This window comes from Pseudomonas sp. p50(2008) (genome assembly GCF_015351605.1).
Taxonomy (GTDB): Bacteria; Pseudomonadota; Gammaproteobacteria; order Pseudomonadales; family Pseudomonadaceae; genus Aquipseudomonas.
In genome coordinates this window covers 630,386-652,426 of sequence record NZ_JACMYF010000003.1, presented here as the reverse complement: position 1 = coordinate 652,426, position 22,041 = coordinate 630,386, and the positions used below count along the sequence as shown (strand labels likewise).

Annotated in this window: 19 protein-coding genes, 3 tRNA genes and 1 pseudogene; 20 read left to right on the top strand and 3 right to left on the bottom strand. The window is 57.2% G+C overall.

Annotated features, from left to right (window positions below; translation table 11 throughout):
* Positions 1–32: 32 nt before the first annotated feature.
* The 16 genes from ftsH (at position 33) to H7698_RS11375 (ending at position 15,166) form a co-directional block, all read left to right on the top strand.
* The gene (gene ftsH, locus H7698_RS11450; protein WP_162437902.1) at positions 33–1,943 is read left to right on the top strand and encodes an ATP-dependent zinc metalloprotease FtsH; all 1,911 of its coding nucleotides are present in this window, start codon (positions 33–35) and stop codon (positions 1,941–1,943) included.
* Between the two features lie 8 nt (positions 1,944–1,951).
* Positions 1,952–2,803, top strand: a complete 852-nt coding sequence (gene folP / locus H7698_RS11445; RefSeq protein WP_194691435.1) for a dihydropteroate synthase — start codon at positions 1,952–1,954, stop codon at positions 2,801–2,803.
* A 16-nt stretch (positions 2,804–2,819) separates the two neighbouring features.
* The gene (gene glmM / locus H7698_RS11440) at positions 2,820–4,157 is read left to right on the top strand and encodes a phosphoglucosamine mutase (protein ID WP_162437904.1); all 1,338 of its coding nucleotides are present in this window, start codon (positions 2,820–2,822) and stop codon (positions 4,155–4,157) included.
* A gap of 66 nt (positions 4,158–4,223) precedes the next feature.
* The gene (tpiA, locus tag H7698_RS11435) at positions 4,224–4,979 is read left to right on the top strand and encodes a triose-phosphate isomerase (RefSeq protein WP_162437905.1); all 756 of its coding nucleotides are present in this window, start codon (positions 4,224–4,226) and stop codon (positions 4,977–4,979) included.
* A 4-nt stretch (positions 4,980–4,983) separates the two neighbouring features.
* Complete coding sequence (gene secG / locus H7698_RS11430; protein WP_017336473.1) at positions 4,984–5,367, top strand: preprotein translocase subunit SecG; 384 nt, start codon at positions 4,984–4,986, stop codon at positions 5,365–5,367.
* A 22-nt stretch (positions 5,368–5,389) separates the two neighbouring features.
* A tRNA-Leu gene (locus tag H7698_RS11425) sits at positions 5,390–5,475 on the top strand.
* Positions 5,476–5,571: 96 nt separating this feature from the next.
* A tRNA-Met gene (locus H7698_RS11420) sits at positions 5,572–5,648 on the top strand.
* 139 nt (positions 5,649–5,787) lie between these two features.
* Entirely contained in the window at positions 5,788–6,246 is a 459-nt protein-coding gene (rimP, locus tag H7698_RS11415; RefSeq protein ID WP_010463487.1) for a ribosome maturation factor RimP, read from the top strand.
* A gap of 47 nt (positions 6,247–6,293) precedes the next feature.
* Positions 6,294–7,775 (top strand): transcription termination factor NusA, encoded by a 1,482-nt coding sequence (gene nusA, locus H7698_RS11410; RefSeq protein WP_162437906.1) that lies wholly within the window; start codon positions 6,294–6,296, stop codon positions 7,773–7,775.
* 27 nt (positions 7,776–7,802) lie between these two features.
* Positions 7,803–10,331 carry a translation initiation factor IF-2 gene (gene infB / locus H7698_RS11405; RefSeq protein WP_162437907.1) on the top strand — a complete coding sequence of 843 codons (2,529 nt, stop codon included), beginning with the start codon at positions 7,803–7,805 and terminating at the stop codon, positions 10,329–10,331.
* 159 nt (positions 10,332–10,490) lie between these two features.
* The gene (rbfA, locus tag H7698_RS11400) at positions 10,491–10,892 is read left to right on the top strand and encodes a 30S ribosome-binding factor RbfA (protein WP_162437908.1); all 402 of its coding nucleotides are present in this window, start codon (positions 10,491–10,493) and stop codon (positions 10,890–10,892) included.
* Between the two features lie 3 nt (positions 10,893–10,895).
* Positions 10,896–11,813: a tRNA pseudouridine(55) synthase TruB gene (truB, locus tag H7698_RS11395; protein ID WP_162437909.1), complete on the top strand. Its 918-nt coding sequence runs from the start codon at positions 10,896–10,898 to the stop codon at positions 11,811–11,813.
* 117 nt (positions 11,814–11,930) lie between these two features.
* A complete protein-coding gene (gene rpsO / locus H7698_RS11390) occupies positions 11,931–12,200 on the top strand; it encodes a 30S ribosomal protein S15 (RefSeq protein ID WP_003176135.1) in 270 nt (89 codons plus the stop codon).
* A 195-nt stretch (positions 12,201–12,395) separates the two neighbouring features.
* The gene (pnp, locus tag H7698_RS11385) at positions 12,396–14,501 is read left to right on the top strand and encodes a polyribonucleotide nucleotidyltransferase (RefSeq protein WP_007942868.1); all 2,106 of its coding nucleotides are present in this window, start codon (positions 12,396–12,398) and stop codon (positions 14,499–14,501) included.
* Positions 14,502–14,651: 150 nt separating this feature from the next.
* A tRNA-Thr gene (locus tag H7698_RS11380) sits at positions 14,652–14,727 on the top strand.
* Positions 14,728–14,860: 133 nt separating this feature from the next.
* A complete protein-coding gene (locus H7698_RS11375; protein ID WP_194691482.1) occupies positions 14,861–15,166 on the top strand; it encodes a DUF6388 family protein in 306 nt (101 codons plus the stop codon).
* Positions 15,167–15,253: 87 nt separating this feature from the next.
* Here H7698_RS11375 and nadC read toward each other — a convergent pair whose 3' ends face one another.
* The gene (gene nadC / locus H7698_RS11370; RefSeq protein ID WP_162437911.1) at positions 15,254–16,102 is read right to left on the bottom strand and encodes a carboxylating nicotinate-nucleotide diphosphorylase; all 849 of its coding nucleotides are present in this window, start codon (positions 16,100–16,102) and stop codon (positions 15,254–15,256) included.
* A 196-nt stretch (positions 16,103–16,298) separates the two neighbouring features.
* On the opposite strand from nadC, the gene ampD reads away from it, so the two are divergent.
* From ampD to H7698_RS31830, 4 genes and pseudogenes are all read left to right on the top strand, one after another.
* Positions 16,299–16,859 carry a 1,6-anhydro-N-acetylmuramyl-L-alanine amidase AmpD gene (gene ampD / locus H7698_RS11365; protein WP_194691434.1) on the top strand — a complete coding sequence of 187 codons (561 nt, stop codon included), beginning with the start codon at positions 16,299–16,301 and terminating at the stop codon, positions 16,857–16,859.
* The gene (gene ampE / locus H7698_RS11360; RefSeq protein ID WP_194691433.1) at positions 16,856–17,692 is read left to right on the top strand and encodes a regulatory signaling modulator protein AmpE; all 837 of its coding nucleotides are present in this window, start codon (positions 16,856–16,858) and stop codon (positions 17,690–17,692) included. Before ampD ends, ampE begins: the two co-directional genes overlap by 4 nt.
* A gap of 264 nt (positions 17,693–17,956) precedes the next feature.
* Positions 17,957–19,048, top strand: a pseudogene (locus H7698_RS31835) (methyl-accepting chemotaxis protein); the annotation flags it as partial.
* On the top strand, positions 19,025–19,954 hold the full coding sequence (locus H7698_RS31830) for a methyl-accepting chemotaxis protein (RefSeq protein ID WP_442966285.1): 930 nt from the start codon (positions 19,025–19,027) through the stop codon (positions 19,952–19,954). The pseudogene H7698_RS31835 and the gene H7698_RS31830, both read left to right, overlap by 24 nt.
* Before the next feature lie 33 nt (positions 19,955–19,987).
* Here H7698_RS31830 and H7698_RS11350 read toward each other — a convergent pair whose 3' ends face one another.
* Together H7698_RS11350 and cra are read right to left on the bottom strand one after the other, a co-directional pair.
* A complete protein-coding gene (locus H7698_RS11350) occupies positions 19,988–20,764 on the bottom strand; it encodes a TatD family hydrolase (protein WP_194691431.1) in 777 nt (258 codons plus the stop codon).
* A 3-nt stretch (positions 20,765–20,767) separates the two neighbouring features.
* Positions 20,768–21,763 carry a catabolite repressor/activator gene (cra, locus tag H7698_RS11345; RefSeq protein WP_194691430.1) on the bottom strand — a complete coding sequence of 332 codons (996 nt, stop codon included), beginning with the start codon at positions 21,761–21,763 and terminating at the stop codon, positions 20,768–20,770.
* Between the last annotated feature and the right edge of the window lie 278 nt (positions 21,764–22,041).

Genomic DNA, 22,041 nt, shown 5'->3' with positions numbered 1-22,041 from the left:
AGCTTGCTTCAGAGGGTAGTTAATTGAACGATATGGCAAAGAATCTGATCCTGTGGTTGATCATCGCGGCTGTCCTGGTGACAGTGATGAACAACTTCTCCAGCCCTAACGAGCCGCAGACCCTCAACTATTCCGACTTTATCCAGCAGGTCAAGGATGGCAAGGTCGAGCGCGTAGCGGTTGACGGCTACGTCATTACCGGTAAGCGCAGTGATGGCGACAGCTTCAAGACCATTCGTCCTGCAATTCAGGACAACGGTCTGATTGGCGACCTCGTGGACAACCATGTGGTCGTTGAAGGCAAGCAGCCTGAGCAGCAAAGCATCTGGACTCAGCTCCTGGTGGCGAGCTTCCCGATCCTGGTGATCATCGCCGTGTTCATGTTCTTCATGCGCCAGATGCAGGGTGGTGCGGGAGGCAAGGGCGGTCCGATGAGCTTCGGCAAGAGCAAGGCGCGCCTGCTCTCCGAAGATCAGGTGAAAACCACTTTGGCTGACGTTGCCGGTTGCGACGAAGCCAAGGAAGAAGTCGGCGAGCTGGTCGAGTTCCTCCGTGACCCGGGCAAGTTCCAGCGTTTAGGCGGTCGCATTCCTCGCGGTGTGCTGATGGTGGGTCCTCCTGGTACTGGTAAAACCTTGCTGGCCAAAGCGATTGCCGGTGAGGCCAAAGTGCCGTTCTTCACCATTTCCGGTTCCGACTTCGTCGAAATGTTCGTCGGTGTAGGCGCAAGCCGTGTCCGTGACATGTTCGAACAAGCCAAGAAGCACGCTCCTTGCATCATCTTCATCGATGAAATCGACGCCGTTGGTCGCCATCGTGGCGCTGGCATGGGCGGCGGTCATGATGAGCGTGAGCAGACTCTCAACCAGTTGCTGGTAGAGATGGACGGCTTTGAAATGAATGACGGTATTATCGTCATCGCCGCAACCAACCGTCCTGACGTTCTGGACCCTGCGCTGCTGCGTCCGGGCCGTTTCGACCGTCAGGTCGTGGTCGGTTTGCCGGATATCCGCGGTCGTGAGCAAATTCTCAAAGTCCACATGCGTAAAGTGCCAATGGGTGACGACGTCGCTCCAGCGGTTATCGCTCGTGGTACTCCTGGTTTCTCCGGTGCTGATCTGGCCAACCTGGTAAACGAAGCGTCGTTGTTTGCTGCTCGTACTGGCAAGCGCGTCGTTGAGATGAAAGAGTTCGAGCTGGCTAAAGACAAGATCATGATGGGCGCTGAGCGCAAATCCATGGTCATGTCCGAGAAAGAGAAGCAGAACACCGCTTATCACGAAGCGGGCCACGCCATCGTTGGTCGCGTCGTGCCTGAGCACGACCCGGTTTACAAGGTGTCGATCATTCCGCGCGGTCGTGCGTTGGGTGTGACCATGTTCCTGCCCGAAGAAGATCGTTACAGTCTGTCCAAGCGAGCATTGATCAGCCAGATCTGTTCGCTGTACGGCGGTCGTATTGCCGAAGAGATGACACTTGGGTTCGACGGTGTTACCACCGGTGCCTCCAATGACATCATGCGTGCCAGCCAGATTGCACGGAATATGGTGACCAAGTGGGGTCTGTCCGAAAAGCTGGGTCCGTTGATGTATGCCGAAGACGAGGGTGAAGTATTCCTCGGTCGTGGCGGTGGCGGTCAGAGTGCAAGCTTCTCCGGTGAGACTGCCAAACTGATCGACTCCGAAGTGCGTAGCATCATTGACCAGTGCTACGGCACCGCCAAGCAGATCCTCACGGATAACCGTGACAAGCTTGATGCGATGGCTGATGCACTGATGAAGTACGAAACGATCGATGCTGAACAGATCGATGACATCATGGCGGGTCGTACGCCTCGCGAACCTCGCGACTGGTCTGGTGGCACCGGGACTTCCGGAACACCTCCGGTAGTGCAGGGCGAGCGTCCTGAAACACCGATCGGCGGTCCTGCTGCTGACGTTTAAGGTTTGAAATGACTTTTGTTCAGTCCTCAACCCGGTTGCCTTGCGGCAACCGGGTTCTTGATTTGGCCCAGACGCATGTCATGGGCATTCTCAACGTGACTCCTGACTCCTTTTCTGACGGCGGCCAATATAGCCAGCTGGATGCGGCCCTGCGCCACGCTGAGGCGATGGTGGTCGCGGGTGCAACACTGATCGATGTGGGTGGCGAGTCAACGCGGCCAGGTGCCAGAGCGGTGTCGCCACTCGAAGAGCTTGAGCGCGTGGCATCTGTCGTCGAGCGAATACATCGCGAGCTGGATGTGATCGTCTCGGTTGATACTTCCACGCCTGCGGTCATGCGCGAAACAGCGCGACTTGGGGCGGGGTTGATCAACGATGTGCGTTCATTGCGACGGGATGGGGCTCTTGATGCGGCTGCGGACACCGGTCTTCCGGTCTGTCTGATGCATATGCTCGGGGAGCCTGGTGACATGCAGGATGATCCGCAGTATCAGAACGTAACCCAGGAGGTGGGAGCGTTTCTGGCTGAGCGAATGGTTCAGTGTGCGCGGGCTGGAATTCCGTCCGAACGGATCATTCTCGACCCGGGATTCGGCTTCGCCAAAACCCTGCAGCACAATCTAAGCTTGTTTAAGCACATGGAAGCTCTGCATGCCTTGGGGCGGCCCCTGCTGGTCGGGGTTTCGCGCAAAAGCATGATTGGTCAGGCGCTGAATCGTCCGGTCGGGGAGCGCCTGTTTGGCGGTCTTGCGCTCGCGGCGCTGGCTTCGACCAAGGGGGCGCGTATATTGCGCGTCCATGACGTAGCTGAAACAGTTGATGTAGTGCGGATGATCGCCGCAGTGGAATCAGCCGAATAAGAATGATGGAGCACTTATGACTAAGAAATATTTTGGCACCGACGGCATTCGCGGTCGAGTCGGTGAATACCCGATCACTCCTGACTTCATGCTTAAGCTCGGTTGGGCCGCGGGCATGGCGTTTCGCAAAATGGGCGCCTGCAAGGTGCTCGTTGGCAAGGACACGCGGATCTCCGGTTATATGTTCGAGTCTGCTCTCGAGGCCGGTTTAACGTCCGCAGGTGCTGACGTGATGCTGCTGGGCCCGATGCCAACTCCAGCCATCGCTTACCTGACACGTACATTTCATGCTGAAGCGGGTATCGTGATCAGTGCTTCGCATAATCCCCACGATGACAACGGTATCAAGTTTTTCTCGGGGAAAGGCACCAAGCTGCCGGACGAAGTCGAGCTGATGATCGAAGAGCTGCTGGACACTCCGATGACCGTGGTTGAGTCGAGCAAGATTGGCAAGGTGTCGCGGATCAACGATGCGTCGGGTCGCTACATCGAGTTCTGCAAGAGCAGTGTTCCGACTGGCACCAGCTTTGCTGGCTTGAAGATCGTGATTGATTGCGCTCACGGTGCGACCTACAAGGTGGCCCCCAGCGTTTTCCGCGAGCTTGGGGCTGAAGTTGTCGTCCTTTCTGCTCAGCCGAACGGCCTGAACATCAATGACAATTGCGGTTCGACCCATATGGGCCAGCTTCAGGCTGCTGTATTGGCCGAGCATGCCGACCTGGGTATTGCCTTTGATGGTGATGGTGATCGAGTTCTGATGGTCGATCACACAGGTGCAATTGTCGACGGTGATGAATTGTTGTACATCATCGCTCGCGATTTGCATGAGCGCGGCAAGTTGCAGGGCGGCGTAGTTGGAACATTGATGAGTAACCTGGGCCTGGAGTTGGCCTTGGCTGATTTGTCCATTCCCTTTGTTCGCGCCAATGTCGGTGATCGCTACGTCATCGCAGATCTGTTGGAGCGTAATTGGCTGGTGGGTGGAGAGAATTCGGGGCATATCGTCTGCTTCAGTCACACTACTACCGGTGATGCGATTATTGCCGCATTGCAGGTTCTGATGGCGCTGAAGAGACGCTCGGAAGGTCTGGCTCAAGCTCGTCAGGCATTGCGTAAGTGCCCTCAGGTGCTGATCAACGTGCGTTTTGGCGGCGGTGCGAATCCACTTGAGCATCCATCAGTTAAAGAGGCCAGTGAGGCTGTCACCCAGGCAATGGCAGGTCGTGGGCGGGTGCTGTTGCGCAAGTCTGGTACTGAGCCTTTGGTGCGCGTCATGGTCGAAGGCGAGGACGAAACACAGGTTCGTGGCTACGCCGAAGAACTGGCAAAACTGGTAACTGAAGTTTCTGCCTGATTTCGGCTTGCCAGCCATGATTGTCTTGGGTAACATCTGCGCCCACTTTGACCGACGAGGTACAGCATGCGTCGCCCTTTGGTAGCTGGTAACTGGAAGATGCACGGTACCCGCGCCAGCGTCGCTGAGCTGATCAACGGCCTACGTAATCTGGCCTTGCCGAGCGATGTTGATGTTGCGGTTTTCCCGCCTTGCTTGCATATCAACCAAGTGGTTGATGGTTTGAAAGGTCGGCCGGTCATGATCGGCGCGCAGAACTCTGCGGTGGAATCCATGCAAGGTGCGTTGACCGGTGAGGTTGCACCGAGTCAGTTGGTGGATGCAGGTTGTTCCCTGGTCCTTGTTGGGCATTCCGAGCGCCGCCAGATAATGGGTGAGCAGGACGGAATGCTGATCCGCAAGTTTGCGGCGGCACAGGCTTCCGGCTTAATTCCGGTGTTGTGCGTAGGGGAAACTCTCGAGCAGCGCGAAGCCGGCAAAACTCTTGATGTTGTCGGGCGTCAGCTGGACAGCATCATTGACGAGTTGGGTGTCGAGGTGTTTGCAAAAGCAGTAATTGCTTATGAGCCGGTCTGGGCCATTGGTACCGGGCTGACTGCTTCGCCGCAACAAGCGCAGGATGTGCATGCAGCCATTCGCGCTCAGTTGGCGGCAAAGAATTCTGAGGTCGCGCAAGGTGTGCGGCTTCTATACGGCGGCAGCGTGAAGGCGGCCAATGCGGTCGAACTGTTCGGCATGCCGGATATCGATGGGGGGCTCATTGGTGGGGCTTCCCTGAATGCAGATGAGTTCGGTGCGATTTGTCGCGCCGCGGGAAACTGAAAAAATGCTGGAAACAGTCGTAGTCGTTTTTCATCTGCTGGGTGCATTGGGCGTAGTTGCTCTGGTTTTGCTGCAGCAGGGTAAAGGTGCGGATGCTGGTGCGTCTTTCGGTGCAGGTGCTTCAAATACTGTGTTCGGAAGCCAAGGTTCCTCTACCTTTCTTAGTAAGTTTACTGCTATACTTGCCGCAGGTTTCTTCATAACCAGCTTAGGGTTAGGTTACTTTGCTAAAGAGAAAGCTCATCAGCTGACTCAAGTAGGTTTGCCAAATCCAGCAGTGTTGGAAGTTCCAAAGCAACAACCGGCTTCTGATGATGTACCGGTGCTTCAAGAGCAAAAGTCGGCTACTCCAGCGACTGACGTGCCTCCAGCTCAAGAGCAAAAGTAAGAAGGGTTTCACACGTAGTATTGCCGAGGTGGTGGAATTGGTAGACACGCAACCTTGAGGTGGTTGTGCCCATAGGGTGTAGGGGTTCGAGTCCCCTTCTCGGTACCAATTATCAGGAGAGCCCGCTGTTGCGGGCTTTCTTGTAGGTGGAAGGTTACATTGACCCTGTCAGGGATCGGTCGTATACTTCCGCCCCAGCTTTGTCGCGGGGTGGAGCAGTCTGGTAGCTCGTCGGGCTCATAACCCGAAGGTCGTCGGTTCAAATCCGGCCCCCGCAACCAGTTTAAGGAGCCCCTTTTCAGGGGCTTTTTGTTAGCTGGACACTTTATAACGCCGCTGTTCGACGGCGTTTCAAGGATGGGCGTTTCGCCCATTTTTTTATTTTGCATAGCATGCACATACATGCACGAGGGGGTTCAGGTGTCGAGCAAGCTAGAAGAGTTGCAGGCCTTGCTGGCCCCGGTGGTCGTGGCCCTAGGCTATGAATGCTGGGGTATTGAGTTTTCGGCTCAAGGTCGCCACTCAATGTTGCGCGTTTATATCGATAAAGAGGGCGGCGTGCTGGTGGACGATTGTGCCATTGTCAGCCGTCAGATCAGCGGTGTCCTGGATGTTGAAGATCCAATCGCCGTTGAGTACACCCTAGAAGTTTCCTCGCCTGGCATGGAACGCCCGCTGTTCACTATTGAGCAGTTTGCAAAATTTGCCGGTGAACAAGTGAAGATCAAGCTGCGCTCGCCTTTTGAAGGTCGACGCAACTTTCAGGGCCTTCTGCGCGGTGTAGAAGAGCAGGACGTCGTGGTGCAGGTTGAAGACCATGAGTTCCTGTTGCCGATCGATATGATCGACAAGGCCAACATTATTCCCAGTTTTGACTGAGACGCGGATCCCGCGGATCCAATGGCTTGCGAAAGGCGAGGCGTACGATGAGCAAAGAAGTACTGCTGGTTGTTGAGTCGGTATCCAATGAAAAGGGCGTACCGGCAAACGTAATTTTTGAAGCGCTGGAGCTGGCTCTGGCCACTGCTACCAAAAAGCGTTTCGAGGACGAAGTCGATCTGCGTGTGGAAATCAATCGCCACACGGGCGCTTACGAGACATTCCGTCGCTGGACGGTCGTCGAAGAAGACGACCTGGACGATCCGGCGATCGAAACCTGGCCGAGCAAGGTTGCAGAAACGCATCCTGGTGCTCAGGTCGGTGACGTAGTCGAAGAAAAGATTGAATCCATCGAGTTCGGCCGCATTGCTGCACAGACTGCGAAGCAAGTCATCGTGCAGAAAGTTCGCGAAGCCGAGCGCGCTCAAGTCGTTGACGCCTACCGCGAGCGCCTGGGAGAAATCATCTCCGGCACCGTGAAGAAAGTCACCCGCGACAACGTGATCGTCGACCTGGGCAACAACGCTGAAGCGCTGCTGGCTCGTGAAGACATCATCTCCCGCGAGACTTTCCGGGTTGGTGTGCGCCTGCGTGCACTGCTGAAGGAAATCCGCACCGAGAACCGCGGCCCGCAGCTGATCCTGTCGCGTACCGCGCCGGAAATGCTGATCGAGTTGTTCCGCATCGAAGTGCCGGAAATCGCAGAAGGCCTGATCGAAGTAATGGCTGCGTCCCGTGACCCGGGTTCGCGCGCCAAGATCGCAGTCCGTTCCAAGGACAAACGCATTGACCCGCAGGGCGCTTGCATCGGTATGCGCGGTTCGCGCGTCCAGGCAGTGTCGGGCGAGTTGGGCGGTGAGCGTGTGGATATCGTCCTGTGGGATGACAACCCGGCTCAGTTCGTAATCAATGCAATGTCGCCGGCTGAAGTGGCGGCAATTATCGTTGACGAGGATGCCCATGCAATGGACATCGCCGTTGGCGCAGACAATCTGGCTCAGGCCATCGGTCGCGGTGGTCAGAACGTGCGTCTGGCTAGCCAGTTGACTGGCTGGACCCTGAACGTGATGACCGAATCGGACATCCAGGCTAAGCAGCAAGCAGAAACCGGCGACATCCTGCGCAACTTCATCGACGAGCTGGAAGTCGACGAAGACCTGGCGCAGGTGCTGGTAGATGAAGGCTTCACCAGCCTGGAAGAGATTGCCTACGTACCGTTGGAAGAAATGCTCAACATCGACGGCTTTGACGAAGAAACCGTCAACGAGCTTCGCGCTCGTGCCAAGGATCGTTTGTTGACCAAAGCCATCGCTACTGAGGAAAAGCTGGCAGACGCCCATCCGGCCGAAGACCTGCTCTCGCTTGAGGGTATGGACAAGGATTTGGCGATGGAACTGGCGGTGCGCGGCGTAATTACCCGCGAAGACCTGGCCGAGCAGTCTATTGACGACCTGCTCGACATCGACGGCATTGACGATGATCGTGCCGGCAAGTTGATCATGGCCGCCCGAGCCCATTGGTTCGAGTAATTAGGCGCGGCCTGAGGAGAGAAGTGCATGACGCAAGTCACGGTGAAACAACTGGCCGATGAGGTCAAAACACCGGTAGAGCGCCTGTTGCAGCAGATGCGTGAGGCAGGTCTGCCGCACACCGCCGCCGAAGAACATGTGACTGACAGTGAGAAGCAATCTTTGCTGACTCACTTGAAAAGCAGCCACAAGGCGAAAGTGGAAGAACCACGCAAGATCACGCTGCAGCGTAAAACCACCAGCACCCTGCGTGTTGCTGGCAGCAAAAGCATCAGCGTTGAAGTACGCAAGAAGAAAGTCTTCGTACAGCGCAGCCCGGAAGAAATCGAAGCCGAGCGCAAACGCGAACTGGATGAACGTCGCGCAGTAGAAAATGCTGCACGTCAGAAGGCTGAAGAAGAAGCCAAGCGTCGCGCCGAAGAAGAAGCGCGTCGCCAGCCTGCTGGTACGCAAGCGACTGCTAACGACGCTGTCGCAGCGCCTGCTGCGGCAGTCGAGCCAGTGCGTGAAAGCGCGCCGGTTGTGGCTGCTGCTCCAGCACCGTCTGCTGACGTTCGCAACAAGCAGAACGAACAGCGCCGTCCGGACAAACCACGCGCCGACGATAACAATCGTCGTGGCAGTGGCGATGGCGAGCGCAAAAACGCTCCACATCGTGCTTCGGTCAAAGAGAAAGCGCCTGCTCCACGTGTTGCGCCACGTACTACCGACGAAGAAAGCGATAGCTTCCGTCGTGGTGGTCGCGGCAAGGCCAAGCTGAAGAAACGCAACGCTCACGGTTTCCAGAGCCCAACCGGCCCTGTCGTGCGTGATGTGCAGATCGGCGAGACCATCACTGTTGGCGATCTCGCCAATCAGATGTCGGTCAAGGCTGCTGAAATCATCAAGTTCATGTTCAAACTGGGAACTCCAGCGACCATCAACCAGGTGCTTGATCAGGAAACTGCTCAGCTGGTAGCCGAAGAACTGGGCCACAAAGTGACCCTGGTCAGCGACACCGCCCTGGAAGATTCCTTGGCCGAGTCCCTGAAGTTTGAAGGTGAGACGTTCTCCCGTGCACCAGTCGTGACCGTAATGGGCCACGTCGACCACGGTAAGACGTCGCTGCTCGACTACATCCGTCGTGCCAAGGTAGCTGCTGGCGAAGCCGGTGGTATCACTCAGCACATTGGTGCATACCACGTTGAAACCGAACGCGGCATGGTCACGTTCCTCGATACCCCAGGTCACGCCGCGTTTACCGCAATGCGTGCCCGTGGTGCCAAGGCGACTGACATCGTGATTCTGGTAGTTGCAGCGGACGACGGTGTGATGCCGCAGACCATTGAAGCTGTCCAGCACGCTAAAGCTGCCGGTGTTCCACTGGTTGTAGCCGTGAACAAAATCGACAAGCCGGGCGCTGATCTCGATCGCATCCGTAGCGAACTGTCGGTTCACGGTGTGACCTCGGAAGAGTGGGGCGGCGACACCCCGTTCGTATCGGTTTCGGCGAAAGTCGGTACTGGCGTGGACGAGTTGCTCGAAGCTGTCTTGCTGCAAGCTGAAGTTCTCGAACTGAAAGCGACTCCTTCGGCTCCTGGTCGTGGTGTTGTGGTTGAATCGCGTCTCGACAAAGGTCGTGGCCCGGTAGCAACCGTTCTGGTTCAAGACGGTACCCTGCGCCAAGGCGACATGGTGCTGGTCGGTTCGAACTATGGCCGTGTACGTGCCATGCTCGACGAGAACGGCAAGCCAATCAAGGAAGCCGGTCCTTCCATCCCTGTCGAGATCCTCGGCCTGGACGGTACTCCGGACGCTGGCGACGAGATGAGCGTGTTGTCCGACGAGAAGAAAGCCCGTGAAGTGGCTCTGTTCCGTCAAGGCAAGTTCCGCGAAGTCAAGTTGGCTCGCGCTCACGCCGGCAAGCTGGAAAATATCTTCGAAAACATGGGTCAGGCAGAGAAGAAGACGCTCAACATCGTCCTCAAATCCGACGTCCGTGGTTCGCTGGAAGCGTTGAACGGTGCCTTGAACGGCCTGGGTAACGACGAAGTGCAAGTGCGTGTTGTCGGTGGCGGTGTCGGTGGTATCACCGAGTCCGACGCCAACCTGGCACTGGCCTCCAACGCTGTACTGTTCGGCTTCAACGTGCGTGCCGATGCTGGCGCTCGCAAGATCGTCGAGCAGGAAGGTCTGGATATGCGTTACTACAACGTGATCTACGACATCATCGAAGACGTCAAGAAAGCCCTCACCGGTATGCTGGGCAGTGATGTTCGCGAGAACATCCTGGGTATCGCTGAAGTCCGTGACGTGTTCCGTTCGCCGAAGTTTGGCGCGATCGCCGGTTGCATGGTTCTCGAAGGTGTTGTTCACCGTAACCGTCCAATCCGTGTACTGCGTGAAGACATCGTTATCTTCGAAGGCGAGCTGGAATCCCTGCGCCGCTTCAAGGATGACGCTTCCGAAGTACGTGCCGGCATGGAATGCGGTATCGGCGTGAAGAGCTACAACGACGTCAAAGTCGGTGACAAGATCGAAGTCTTCGAGAAGGTTCAGGTTGCTCGCAGCCTCTAACTCGCGCACTTCAAGGGCCACGCCGAGCCGCCGCATGCAGATGCGCGGTCAGGCGTCAGGACTCTAAACGCAACGCCCGGTCTGGCTTCTGTCAGGCCGGGCGTTTGCCGCTTTCAGACCACACGGGTTTCACCGTGGGGCAGTAACAGGTAACAAGACATGGCAAAAGAATACAGCCGTACCCAACGTATCGGCGATCAGATGCAGCGTGAGCTGGCACAGCTGATCCGTCGTGAAGTCAAAGATCCACGCGTAGGCCTGGTGACTATTACCGCTGTTGAAGTCAGCCGTGACGTCGGTCACGCCAAGATCTTCATCACCGTGATGGGCCAGGACAACGCCGAAGACATCGCACAGAGCATCAAGGTGCTCAACTCCGCTGCCGGCTTCCTGCGTATGCAGCTAGCGCGTGAAATGAAGCTGCGCAGTGTTCCGCAGTTGCACTTCCACTACGACGAAAGCGTCGTGCGTGGCGCGCATCTGTCGGCCTTGATCGAGCGAGCGGTGGCTGAAGACAGTCAGCGCCCGGAAGCGGCTGAACCCGAAGACGCCAAGGAGTAATCGGTGGCTCAGGTCAAACGTATCCGTCGTAACGTCAGCGGCATCATCCTGCTCGACAAGCCGTTGGGCTTCACTTCCAACGCGGCGTTGCAGAAGGTTCGCTGGTTGCTGAACGCCGAGAAGGCCGGTCATACCGGCAGTCTCGATCCGCTGGCCACTGGCGTGTTGCCGTTGTGCTTCGGTGAAGCGACCAAGTTTTCGCAGTACCTGCTTGATTCCGACAAGGCCTATGAAACCCTGGCGCAGTTGGGCAAAACCACCACGACGGCGGATGCCGAAGGTGAGGTTTTGCAGGAGCGCCCGGTGACCGTTGGTCGCGCCGATGTCGAAGCGGCCCTGCCGAATTTTCGTGGACAAATCAGTCAGATACCGCCGATGTACTCGGCACTCAAGCGTGATGGCCAGCCGCTGTACAAGCTGGCTCGTGCAGGCGAAGTAGTGGAGCGCGAACCGCGTTCTGTTACTATTGCGCGCTTGGAATTGCTGGCCTTCGACGGTGATACTGCGCGGCTGGCAGTGGATTGCAGCAAAGGCACCTATATCCGCACCCTGGTGGAGGATATCGGCGAGCAACTCGGTTGTGGCGCTTACGTTGCTGAATTGCGACGTACCCAGGCCGGGCCGTTCACGCTGGCGCAGACGGTTACGCTTGAAGAGCTGGAAGCCGTACACGCCGAAGGCGGCAACGAAGCGGTAGATCGCTTCCTCATGCCATCGGACAGCGGTCTGCTGGATTGGCCGCTGTTGCAGTTCTCGGAGCACAGCTCGTTCTACTGGCTTAACGGCCAGCCGGTACGCGCCCCGGATGCACCGAAGTTCGGCATGGTACGGGTACAGGATCACAACGGTCGCTTCATCGGAATCGGTGAAGTGAGCGAAGACGGGCGCATCGCGCCGCGTCGACTGATTCGGTCAGAATGACCGGACGAGGGTGGCTGTTAACAGGCACGGTCACTACTCATTTTTAGATACAGGGATTTGTCCCTGGCCTGTTGAAGCTGTTTCTTTGAAACAGTTTCCTGATAAAAGGATTGCCTCATGGCTCTCGACGTTCAAGAAAAAGCTCAAATCGTAGCTGACTACCAGCAAGCTGTTGGTGACACTGGTTCGCCAGAAGTGCAAGTTGCACTGCTGACCCACAACATCAACAAGCTGCAAGGTCACTTCAAGGCCAACGGTAAAGATCACCACTCCCGTCGTGGTCTGATCCGCATGGTAAACCAGCGTCGTAAGCTGCTGGACTACCTGAAAGGCAAGGATCTGGGTCGTTATCAGGCTCTGATCGGTCGCCTGGGTCTGCGTCGCTAATAAGCGATTGCGCTAGAGGTTGGTTGTCTGTCGTACGTCAGTGGGATTCCCGCTGGCGCATGGCAGGCTCCCAGCCTCAAGTTTTATCTGGATACACGTTTTACCCTGGACAGGCGTTGGGCCGATTCCCGACATTGCCCAAGAATTTCGCAAGAAGACAAGTTCCCCAAGAGCCACAAAAGAAGGTAGGACACCGTGAACCCGGTAATCAAAAAATTCCAGTTCGGTCAGTCGACCGTTACTCTCGAGACTGGCCGTATCGCCCGTCAGGCCTCCGGCGCAGTATTGGTCACCGTTGACGACGACGTCAGCGTGTTGGTAACTGTAGTCGGCGCCAAGCAAGCCGATCCAGGCAAGGGCTTCTTCCCTCTGTCCGTTCACTACCAGGAAAAAACTTACGCTGCCGGTAAGATCCCTGGCGGTTTCTTCAAGCGTGAAGGCCGCCCTTCCGAGAAAGAAACCCTGACTTCCCGACTGATCGACCGTCCGATCCGTCCGCTGTTCCCAGAAGGCTTCATGAACGAAGTGCAGGTTGTCTGCACCGTCGTTTCCACCAGCAAGAAAACCGATCCGGACATCGCTGCGATGATCGGTACCTCGGCTGCACTGGCCATCTCCGGTATTCCTTTCGATGGCCCGATCGGCGCTGCCCGCGTTGCGTTCCACGAAAGCACCGGCTACCTGCTGAACCCGACTTACGAACAACAGAAAGCTTCGAGCCTGGACATGGTCGTTGCCGGTACGTCGGAAGCCGTGTTGATGGTTGAATCGGAAGCCAAAGAGCTGACCGAAGACCAGATGCTGGGTGCGGTACTGTTTGCTCACGACGAGTTCCAGGTTGTGATCAACGCTGTTAAAGAACTGGCTGCCGAAGCTGCCAAGCCGACCTGGACCTGGGCTCCACAGCCTGAAGCCACTGCTCTGCTGGGCGCTATCCGTGCCGAGTTCGGCGATGCGATCTCCCAGGCTTACACCATCACCATCAAGGCCGACCGTTACGCTCGCCTGGGTGAGCTGAAGGATCAGGTAGTTGCCAAGCTGTCCGGTGAAGAAGGCCAGCCTTCTTCCAGCGAAGTGAAAGCCGCTTTCGGCGAAATCGAATACCGCACTGTTCGCGAAAACATCGTAAACGGCAAGCCACGTATCGATGGTCGCGACACCAAGACCGTACGTCCTCTGAACATCGAAGTCGGCGTTCTGCCAAAGACCCACGGTTCGGCGCTGTTCACCCGTGGCGAAACCCAGGCTCTGGTCGTTGCAACGCTGGGTACTGCCCGTGACGCGCAGCTGCTGGACACCCTGGAAGGCGAGAAAAAAGACCCGTTCATGCTGCACTACAACTTCCCTCCGTTCTCGGTAGGTGAGTGTGGTCGCATGGGTGGCGCCGGTCGTCGCGAAATCGGTCACGGCCGTCTGGCCCGTCGTTCGATTGCCGCCATGCTGCCTGCTGCCGACGTGTTCCCGTACACCATCCGTGTTGTGTCGGAAATCACCGAGTCCAACGGTTCGAGCTCCATGGCTTCGGTCTGCGGCGCTTCGCTGGCCCTGATGGATGCCGGTGTTCCGATGAAGGCACCGGTTGCCGGTATCGCCATGGGTCTGGTTAAAGAAGGCGAGAAGTTCGCCATCCTGACCGACATCCTGGGTGACGAAGACCACCTCGGCGACATGGACTTCAAAGTAGCCGGTACCGCCAAAGGTGTTACCGCGCTGCAGATGGACATCAAGATCAAAGGCATCACCGAAGAAATCATGGAAATCGCTCTGGGCCAAGCCCTGGAAGCGCGCCTGAACATCCTCGGCCAGATGAACCAGATCATTGGTCAGTCCCGTACCGAACTGTCGGAAAATGCTCCGACCATGATCGCGATGAAAATCGACACCGACAAAATCCGTGATGTTATCGGTAAAGGCGGCGCGACCATTCGTGCGATCTGTGAAGAGACCAAGGCTTCGATCGACATCGAAGACGACGGCTCGATCAAGATCTTCGGCGAAACCAAGGAAGCTGCTGAAGCTGCACGTCAGCGCGTTCTGGGTATCACCGCAGAAGCTGAAATCGGCAAGATCTACGTGGGTAAGGTTGAGCGCATCGTCGACTTCGGCGCATTCGTCAACATCCTGCCAGGCAAGGACGGTCTGGTTCACATCTCGATGCTGAGCGACGCTCGCGTTGAAAAAGTGACCGATATCCTGAAAGAAGGCCAGGAAGTGGAAGTACTGGTACTGGACGTGGACAACCGCGGCCGTATCAAGCTGTCCATCAAAGACGTAGCAGCAGCCAAGGCATCGGGCGTTTAATTACCCCCTTCGCTTGAAAGCTTCGACGTTGTAAAAAATGCCCCGTAGTGAAAGCTGCGGGGTTTTTTTTGCCCTGTAGAAAAAGGTCAAAAGATCTTTGTAGCGCCGTCAGTTGCCTGACCCCAAAGTCAGTGCTAGGTTTAGCCCACCGCCCGTGTAGCTCAGCCGGTAGAGCAGCGCACTCGTAACGCGAAGGTCGCAGGTTCGATTCCTGTCTCGGGCACCAGCGACACGTTGTTTTCAGATGATCCCGAATGGTTCTGAAGGCCAGACAAGCCGGGTTTCAAACGGCTTTTTGCGTCAGAGAGATCCTTGATGATCCAGATCCATCTTCCATTCCCCAGATCAAAGAGAACGCCATGACCGTTAAAGAATTGACCCAAGAAGCCAGACACCAAGAAGCGCTGAAAAAGTATTTGCTGGATTCCCCCCAACTGGCCGATGAGATCAAGGACCTGCCGTCCGACGACCAGAAAGACCAGATCCAATGGGCATTCGAGGACGAGGCTGAATCCCAGGGATTGCAGCCTTGGGAGCTGACGCTCAAGTACACCTCAACACCTGAAGAGTTTGAGGAGGCGCGCCTGGTTTTGCACAAGGAGGCGGCCGAAGTGCTGGGCGTCGAGTGGGAAGAGTACTGCGAGATGAATAATCTGGTGGTGTGATCGCCGTCTCATGCATGCGACCGCAAGCCACAAGTTGAAGCGAGATTGCTTATGGCTTGTGGCTTGCTGCTTTAGGCTTGCAGCTTCTTAAAGGCTAAGGCGCATCGACAGATCAACGGCCTTTACATCCTTGGTCATCGCACCGATCGAAATGTAATCCACGCCCGTTTCAGCGATCGGCAGCAGCGTACTTTCGTTGATGCCACCACTGGCTTCCAGTTTCGCCTTGCCGTCGTTCAGGCGTACCGCTTCGCGCATGTCATCCAGGCTCAGCTCATCAAGCATGATGATGTCCGCACCTGCTGCCAGGGCTTGCTTCAACTCCTCAAGACTTTCCACCTCGATCTCAACCGGTTTGCCCGGAGCAATCTTGTGCGCGGCGTTGATGGCCTCTGGGATGCCACCACAAGCCGCAATATGGTTTTCCTTGATCAGGAACGCGTCATACAGGCCGATGCGATGATTGTGGCAACCGCCACAGGTCACGGCATATTTTTGCGCCAGACGCAGCCCGGGAAGGGTTTTGCGGGTGTCGAGCAATTTGACCTGGGTCTCGGCAACGTAATCCGCCAGGTACTGCGCGCGAGTGGCCACCCCTGAAAGCAGCTGCAGGAAGTTCAGTGCGCAGCGCTCGCCAGTGAGAAGCGAGCGTGCCGGCCCTTCGAGGTGGAACAGCGCCTGATTGGGTTTCACCCGTTCGCCATCGCGCACTTGCCAATGAACGGCCACTCGAGGGTCCAATTGCCGGAATACAGCATCGACCCATGCGGTGCCCGCGATAACGGCAGCATCACGGGTGATGATGGTCGCTTTGGCCAGGCGTTCAGCCGGGATCAATTGTGCGGTGATGTCGCCGCTGCCGATGTCTTCGAGCAACGCACGGCGCACGTTGGCTTCGATTTCGGCAGTCAAATCGGCGAGACGTAGATTCGGCATAACGGACTCCACAAACAAAGTGATCCGATTATAGGGGCATGGCACGCGGCAACCCAAGGCATCAGAGGCCTTTCCTGGGTGATGAAAGGTGTATTTGGTCGATTCTCCAGCGACATCAATTGTGGCAAGTGATCGCGTCGCGAGGGTCTATCGCGGCATACTGGGCGCCAATACAGTCGATGCTCAAGGAACCGGTATGCACTTGGATCCCGCAAGTGGTTGGTGTCAGGGCGTGCAGGTCTGCCCTTCGCCTAACTTCAATGCGCGCCCCACGGACGAAATTTCCCTGCTGGTGATCCACAACATCAGCCTGCCGCCCGCGCAGTTCGCCACCGGTAAGGTGCAGGCGTTTTTCCAGAATCGCCTGGACGTCACAGAGCATCCCTACTTTGAAGGGATAGCTGATCTGCGGGTGTCCGCGCATTTCCTGATCGAACGTGACGGCAAGGTCACCCAGTTTGTCTCTTGTCTTGAGCGCGCCTGGCATGCGGGTGTCTCGGTTTTCGAAGGCCGGGAAACCTGTAACGATTTTTCCGTGGGCATTGAGCTGGAAGGTACGGATGATCTGCCGTTCACCGATGCTCAATACACTGCATTGACGGCCCTGACCCGACAGCTGCAAAGCGCCTTCACGGCCATCACGGCACAGCGTATCTGCGGTCATAGTGACATCGCACCCGGACGTAAAACCGATCCGGGTCCAGCGTTCGACTGGGCTCGCTATCGCGCGGCCTTGGCAAAAGAGGAACAACAATGAGTTTTCTGGTGTTGCTGTTGGCGGTCTGGATCGAGAAGTTCTCGGCCCTTCGTCATCGTGTTCAGCGCGACAGTGGTTGGGTAAGCGAACTGAACAAGCTTGAAGCAAGCCCACGCTTTGCCAGCCACCCATGGCTGATATTGATCGTGCTCGTGTTACTGCCGGTCGCGGTGCTGGGGTTGCTGTTGATCGTGCTTGAGCCGGTGGCCTACGGTCTTTTGGCGTTGCCAGTGCATTTGCTGGTAGTGATCTACAGCCTGGGCCGTGGCGATTTGCTGGCCGGTCTTGGCCCGTTTCGCGATGCCTGGCGTCGGGAAGATCTGCAGGCGGCAGCACACGTTGCGAACCGCGATCTGGGCATTTGTGCCGACAACGGCGAACAACTGCTGGAGCGCGTCGAAGGTCACTTGCTGTGGGAGGCTTACCAAAGCTTTTTCGCTGTGATTTTCTGGTATTTCCTGCTGGGTCCGGTCGCGGCACTCAGCTATCGCCTGTTAGCGTTGGCCGAAGAACACGGGAAAAACCCGGCGGTCACCGAGCGCGCTGCGCAATTGCGACATGCGTTCGACTGGATACCGGTGCGCCTGCTGGCGGCGAGCTTTGCGCTGGTGGGCAACTTTGTCGCGGTCAGTCGGGTGATGCTGCATGAACTGCTCAACTGGAACATCAGCGCTGCCCAATTGATCGAGAAGGTCGGGCTGGTGGCCGGTGAAATACCGGCACCGGTGGTCGGGCCCGACGGTATCAACAGCCTGGACCGCATTTGGGAACTGCTGCTGCGCGCAGCGTTGCTTTGGTACGCCGGGTTCGCCTTGTGGACTGTCCTTCCCTGAACACAACCACCTTGTAGCAGCTGGCGAAGCCTGCGTTCGGCGGCGAAGCCGTCGCAGGTTGCCAAATCCAATGACGGCTTCACCCGCTGCTACACGAATCCCTCCTTCGTTAACCTTAAGTTACAAAACCTCCTGCCGATTTAAGCTATACAGAGATAGCGCCCAATAGTGGCTATCTGCTTTCTCTGTGCGCCTGCCAATAAAAATAAGAAATCCAAGGGAGACTTCACAGTGAAGAGCTTGCTCTATCCCGCCGTCGCGCTAATGAATCGCCTGAGCTTCGGCATGAAGTTCAGCCTGATCAGCGTGCTGTTCCTCATACCGATGCTGGTGACCAACTTCTATCTGGTGCGAGATTCCTATCGCGAATTTCAGGGCACCCGAATCGAACTGCAAAGCATCGACTTACTCGGCAACAGCCTGGCACTTCGTCGCGATCTCGAGACTCTGAACAACCTGGTGCAGATCAACGTCACCCTGGGTCAGTCAGGCAAAGCCGGCAATGTCGAATCGAAAATCAGCGCGCTGGAGCAAAGCGTACTGGCTCGTCTGCAAGGTCTGGCCGCAATGTCCACGGACCCCGAGCAGATCGCGGTATTCGATGCCAAGCGCGATGAGATGATTGCGGCATTCAAAGCCCAGCAAGCGGAAAGCTCCCTGCAAAGCAAAAGCGGGATGATTGGCAAGTTACTCGGCAGCGCACAAATTTTCAGCCAGATCATTGCCAGTCAGGCGGGCCTGAGTCGCGACACTCAAAGCGACATGCGCCAACTGACCGAACTCATCACCACTGTCACTCCACCGGTCACCCAGCTGTTGGGTGAAGGCCGGGCGATGGGCTCTTTTTCCCTGGGGCAGGGTTTTCTCAACTCGGCATCGAGCACCCGATTTGATGAATTGCTGGTGCAGATCGAAAAGCTCCAGGCTGAGTACGGCCTGAAATTGCAGGACACACTGGGGTCGAGCAAAGCGGCCAAGGACTCGCTGACGGCTCTGGCCGACACCAGCAACGCCTCGCTTAAAAAAGCCAGTGAACTGTTCGAAGAACAGGTGGTGATGGCCGATACGCTTGATGCGCCGTGGCAAGGTTTTTACGACACCGTCACTGGCCTGATGGACCAAACCTACCAACTCAACGAAGCCACCCTGAAATTTCTCGGCACCCAGTTACAGCAACGACTGGAGCAAAATCGCACGCATATGATCCTTCAGGCCGTGGCGCTGTCGGTGGTGTTCGTGTTGATCTTTTACCTATACGGCGGTTTCTACGCCTCGACCCGCACCACCCTCAAGCGCCTTGGCGCCGTGATGGACAAAGTCGCGGCGGGCGACATGACAGTGACGTTCAGTGCCAACAGTCGCGACGAACTCGGCGAGTTGGGCGAAGTGTTCAACGGGACCGTGAAGAAAATCCATGACCTGATCGAGCGCGTCGGACAAACCGTCAGCGAGGTCGAGCGCCAGGCCGGTCAGGTCGAAAACGTTTCTGCCCAAAGTAACCAGGCAGTGGCGGGACAGCGCTCGCAGATCGAGCAGGTCGCCACGGCCATGAACCAGATGTCCGCCACCTCTCTGGAGGTAGCGCGCAGTGCCGCCGCCGCGGTTAGCAGCGCGCACAGCGTCAACGATGAAACCCTCAACGGCCGCGGACTTGTGCAGTCACAGCAGGGCAGCATCGCAGCCCTTGCCGGCGAAATTGATCAATCTGTCCTGGTGATCAATCAACTGGCCAGCGACAGCCAATCCATCAGTCGTGTGCTGGAAGTGATCAAAAGCATCGCCGAGCAAACCAACCTGCTGGCACTCAACGCGGCAATTGAAGCTGCGCGGGCGGGTGAGCAGGGCCGTGGATTCGCGGTGGTGGCCGATGAGGTCAGGACACTGGCCAAGCGCACGCAGCAATCGACCGAAGAAATCGAGCAGATGATCACCAGGCTGCACAGCGGCGTAGGCGCAGCGGTGAAAGCCATGGGCACCAGTCATCAGATGGCAAGCGGCACTGTCGGGCAGTCGGAGAAGGTCCAGCAAGCGTTGGAAAATATTCTTGGCGCTGTGGGCATGATCGTCGATCAGAACCAGCAGATCGCCGCCGCCGTGGAGCAACAAACTGCCGTGGCCCACGACATCGACCAGAACATCGTCGAGATCAATCGGGCAGGTGAGCGTACTGCCGAAGGGGCCCACCAGACCGAAGATGCCAGCCGTGCATTGTCGGCTCAGGTGGTGGAGTTGAAACAGCTGATCAGTGCGTTCCGGGTCTGAAAACACCGCAGCGCCTACAAGGCGCTACGTGGGTCACCAGCGGAACACTTCACGCGCATTGGCACTGCTGACCGCTGCCAACTGCTCGGGGCTGATCCCCATAATTTGCGCCAATGCGGCGCAAATGTCCGGCAAATGCGCCGGACTGTTGCGTTGACCGGCGAACATCGCGGGCGCCATGTCCGGCGAGTCGGTTTCCAGCACCACGGCGTCCAGTGGCAGTTCAGCAAGTACGCGGTGCATGCGCAGCGCCTGCGGCCATGTTGCAGCGCCACCCAGGCCGAGTTTGAAACCCAGCTTGATGTACTCGCGAGCCTCCTCCTTGCTTCCCGCAAACGCATGGATAATTCCCGCGCGTTTCAAGCGAAACCGTTTGAGCGTAGCAATCACTGCCGCATGGCTGCGACGCACGTGGATCAGCGCCGGCAAGTCAAAGTCCACCGCCAGTTGCAGTTGCGCATCGAACAGCGCTTGCTGGCGTTCGCGGTCCAGGGTCTCGATGAAATAATCCAGACCGATCTCACCCACCGCGCACAGCTGCCGATGACCGGCTAACCGTGTCAGCCAGTCACCGAGTTCAGGCAAATCCTCTGGCTGATGTTGATCCAGGTACACCGGATGCAAGCCGAACGCCGCGTGCAAGTCAGGATCGCTTTGCACCAGGTCCCAGACCCGTTGCCAATTCCCCTGATAAACCCCCAGCACCACCATCCGCTGAACACCGAGCGCACGACTCTCGGCCAGCAACGCCGTGCGATCGGCGTCGAAGTCGGGAAAATCCAGGTGCGTGTGGGTGTCGATCAGCTCCACGGTTCAGTCCTGGCGAATACGCTGCTTGAATGTCCGCGCGATGGCTTGCACGCCGGGTTGGTAGTCCGATTGTTCTATAGCGGCCAAGGCCAGCTCCAGCGCCTTGTCGGCAATCAGTTGATGCTGCTGGGCCATGGCGTTGACCGGTAACGGCAAGAAGTCCAGCAACTGCGTGTCACCAAAAGTGCCCAGACGCAGCGGGCGGGATTTCAGCGGGAAGTCGTGCAAGGCATCGAATACGCCCTGCAACAACACGTAGGACGTCGTGACCAGAGCGTCCGGCAAATGCCCCAGGCGCTGAAGCATTTCGTCCATCAACTGCTTGCCACATTCGCGGCTGAAGGATTCGCCGTGTTCGATCAGCACCTCGCCTTTGAACCCGGCCAAGGCCTCTTTGAACCCGGCGGCGCGCTCCTGGCTGATACTCAGTTCGGGGCGAGCGCCAATCAGGGCGATCTGTTTGGGCACAGGGTCCAGTAGACTGTGGGTCAGTTGCAGGCTGGCTTCCCGGTCGTCACTGATTACCGAGCAGAAATGCTCGGGTTCCATGACCCGGTCAATCGCGATGATCGGTATGCCTTTGGCCTGTAATTGGCGATAGCTGTCGTCGCTGGTTGGCAGGCAACTGGCGACGATCAGGGCGTCGCAACGCCTGGCTCGAAACAGTTGCAGCAGTTGCCGTTCGCTGTCAGGCGCGTCGTCCGAGCTGGCGATCAGCAGCTGGTAGCCGCGAGCACGAGCGCCTTGTTCCAGCAGCTTGGCAATCCGCGCGTAACTGGGGTTTTCCAGGTCCGGCAGAATGAAACCCAGCGTGCGGGTGTGCCGGCTTCGCAGTCCGGCAGCCTGTGGGTTGGGCGTAAAGCCATGCAGTTCGACGACCGCGCGGACGCGCTCGACCGTGGCGCTGCTGATCCGCTGCTGTTCAGCCTTGCCATTGATGACATAACTGGCGGTGGTCACGGAGACACCAGCCAACTGTGCGATATCACTGAGTTTCAACTCGGGATTTCCTTGTTTGTTCGAGCGTGCCCCGACATTTTCGACAATCCTACCCGATTCCGGCAGGCGACCATTGTCGCAACGTAACCGACAAGTTGCGCTTCAAGGATGAGACATTATCGAGTAACGTGCCGATCGTTATAGATTAAACGTTTCAGCAGGCGTATTTTCTACGTTTTAGGTGCCTTTGCCAGTTCTGCCGCGAAACTGCCAAATAAGATGAACAAGCGCCTAAGCTGAATCCTCAAAAACAATACCTGGCCTCCCAAAGGGTGCCA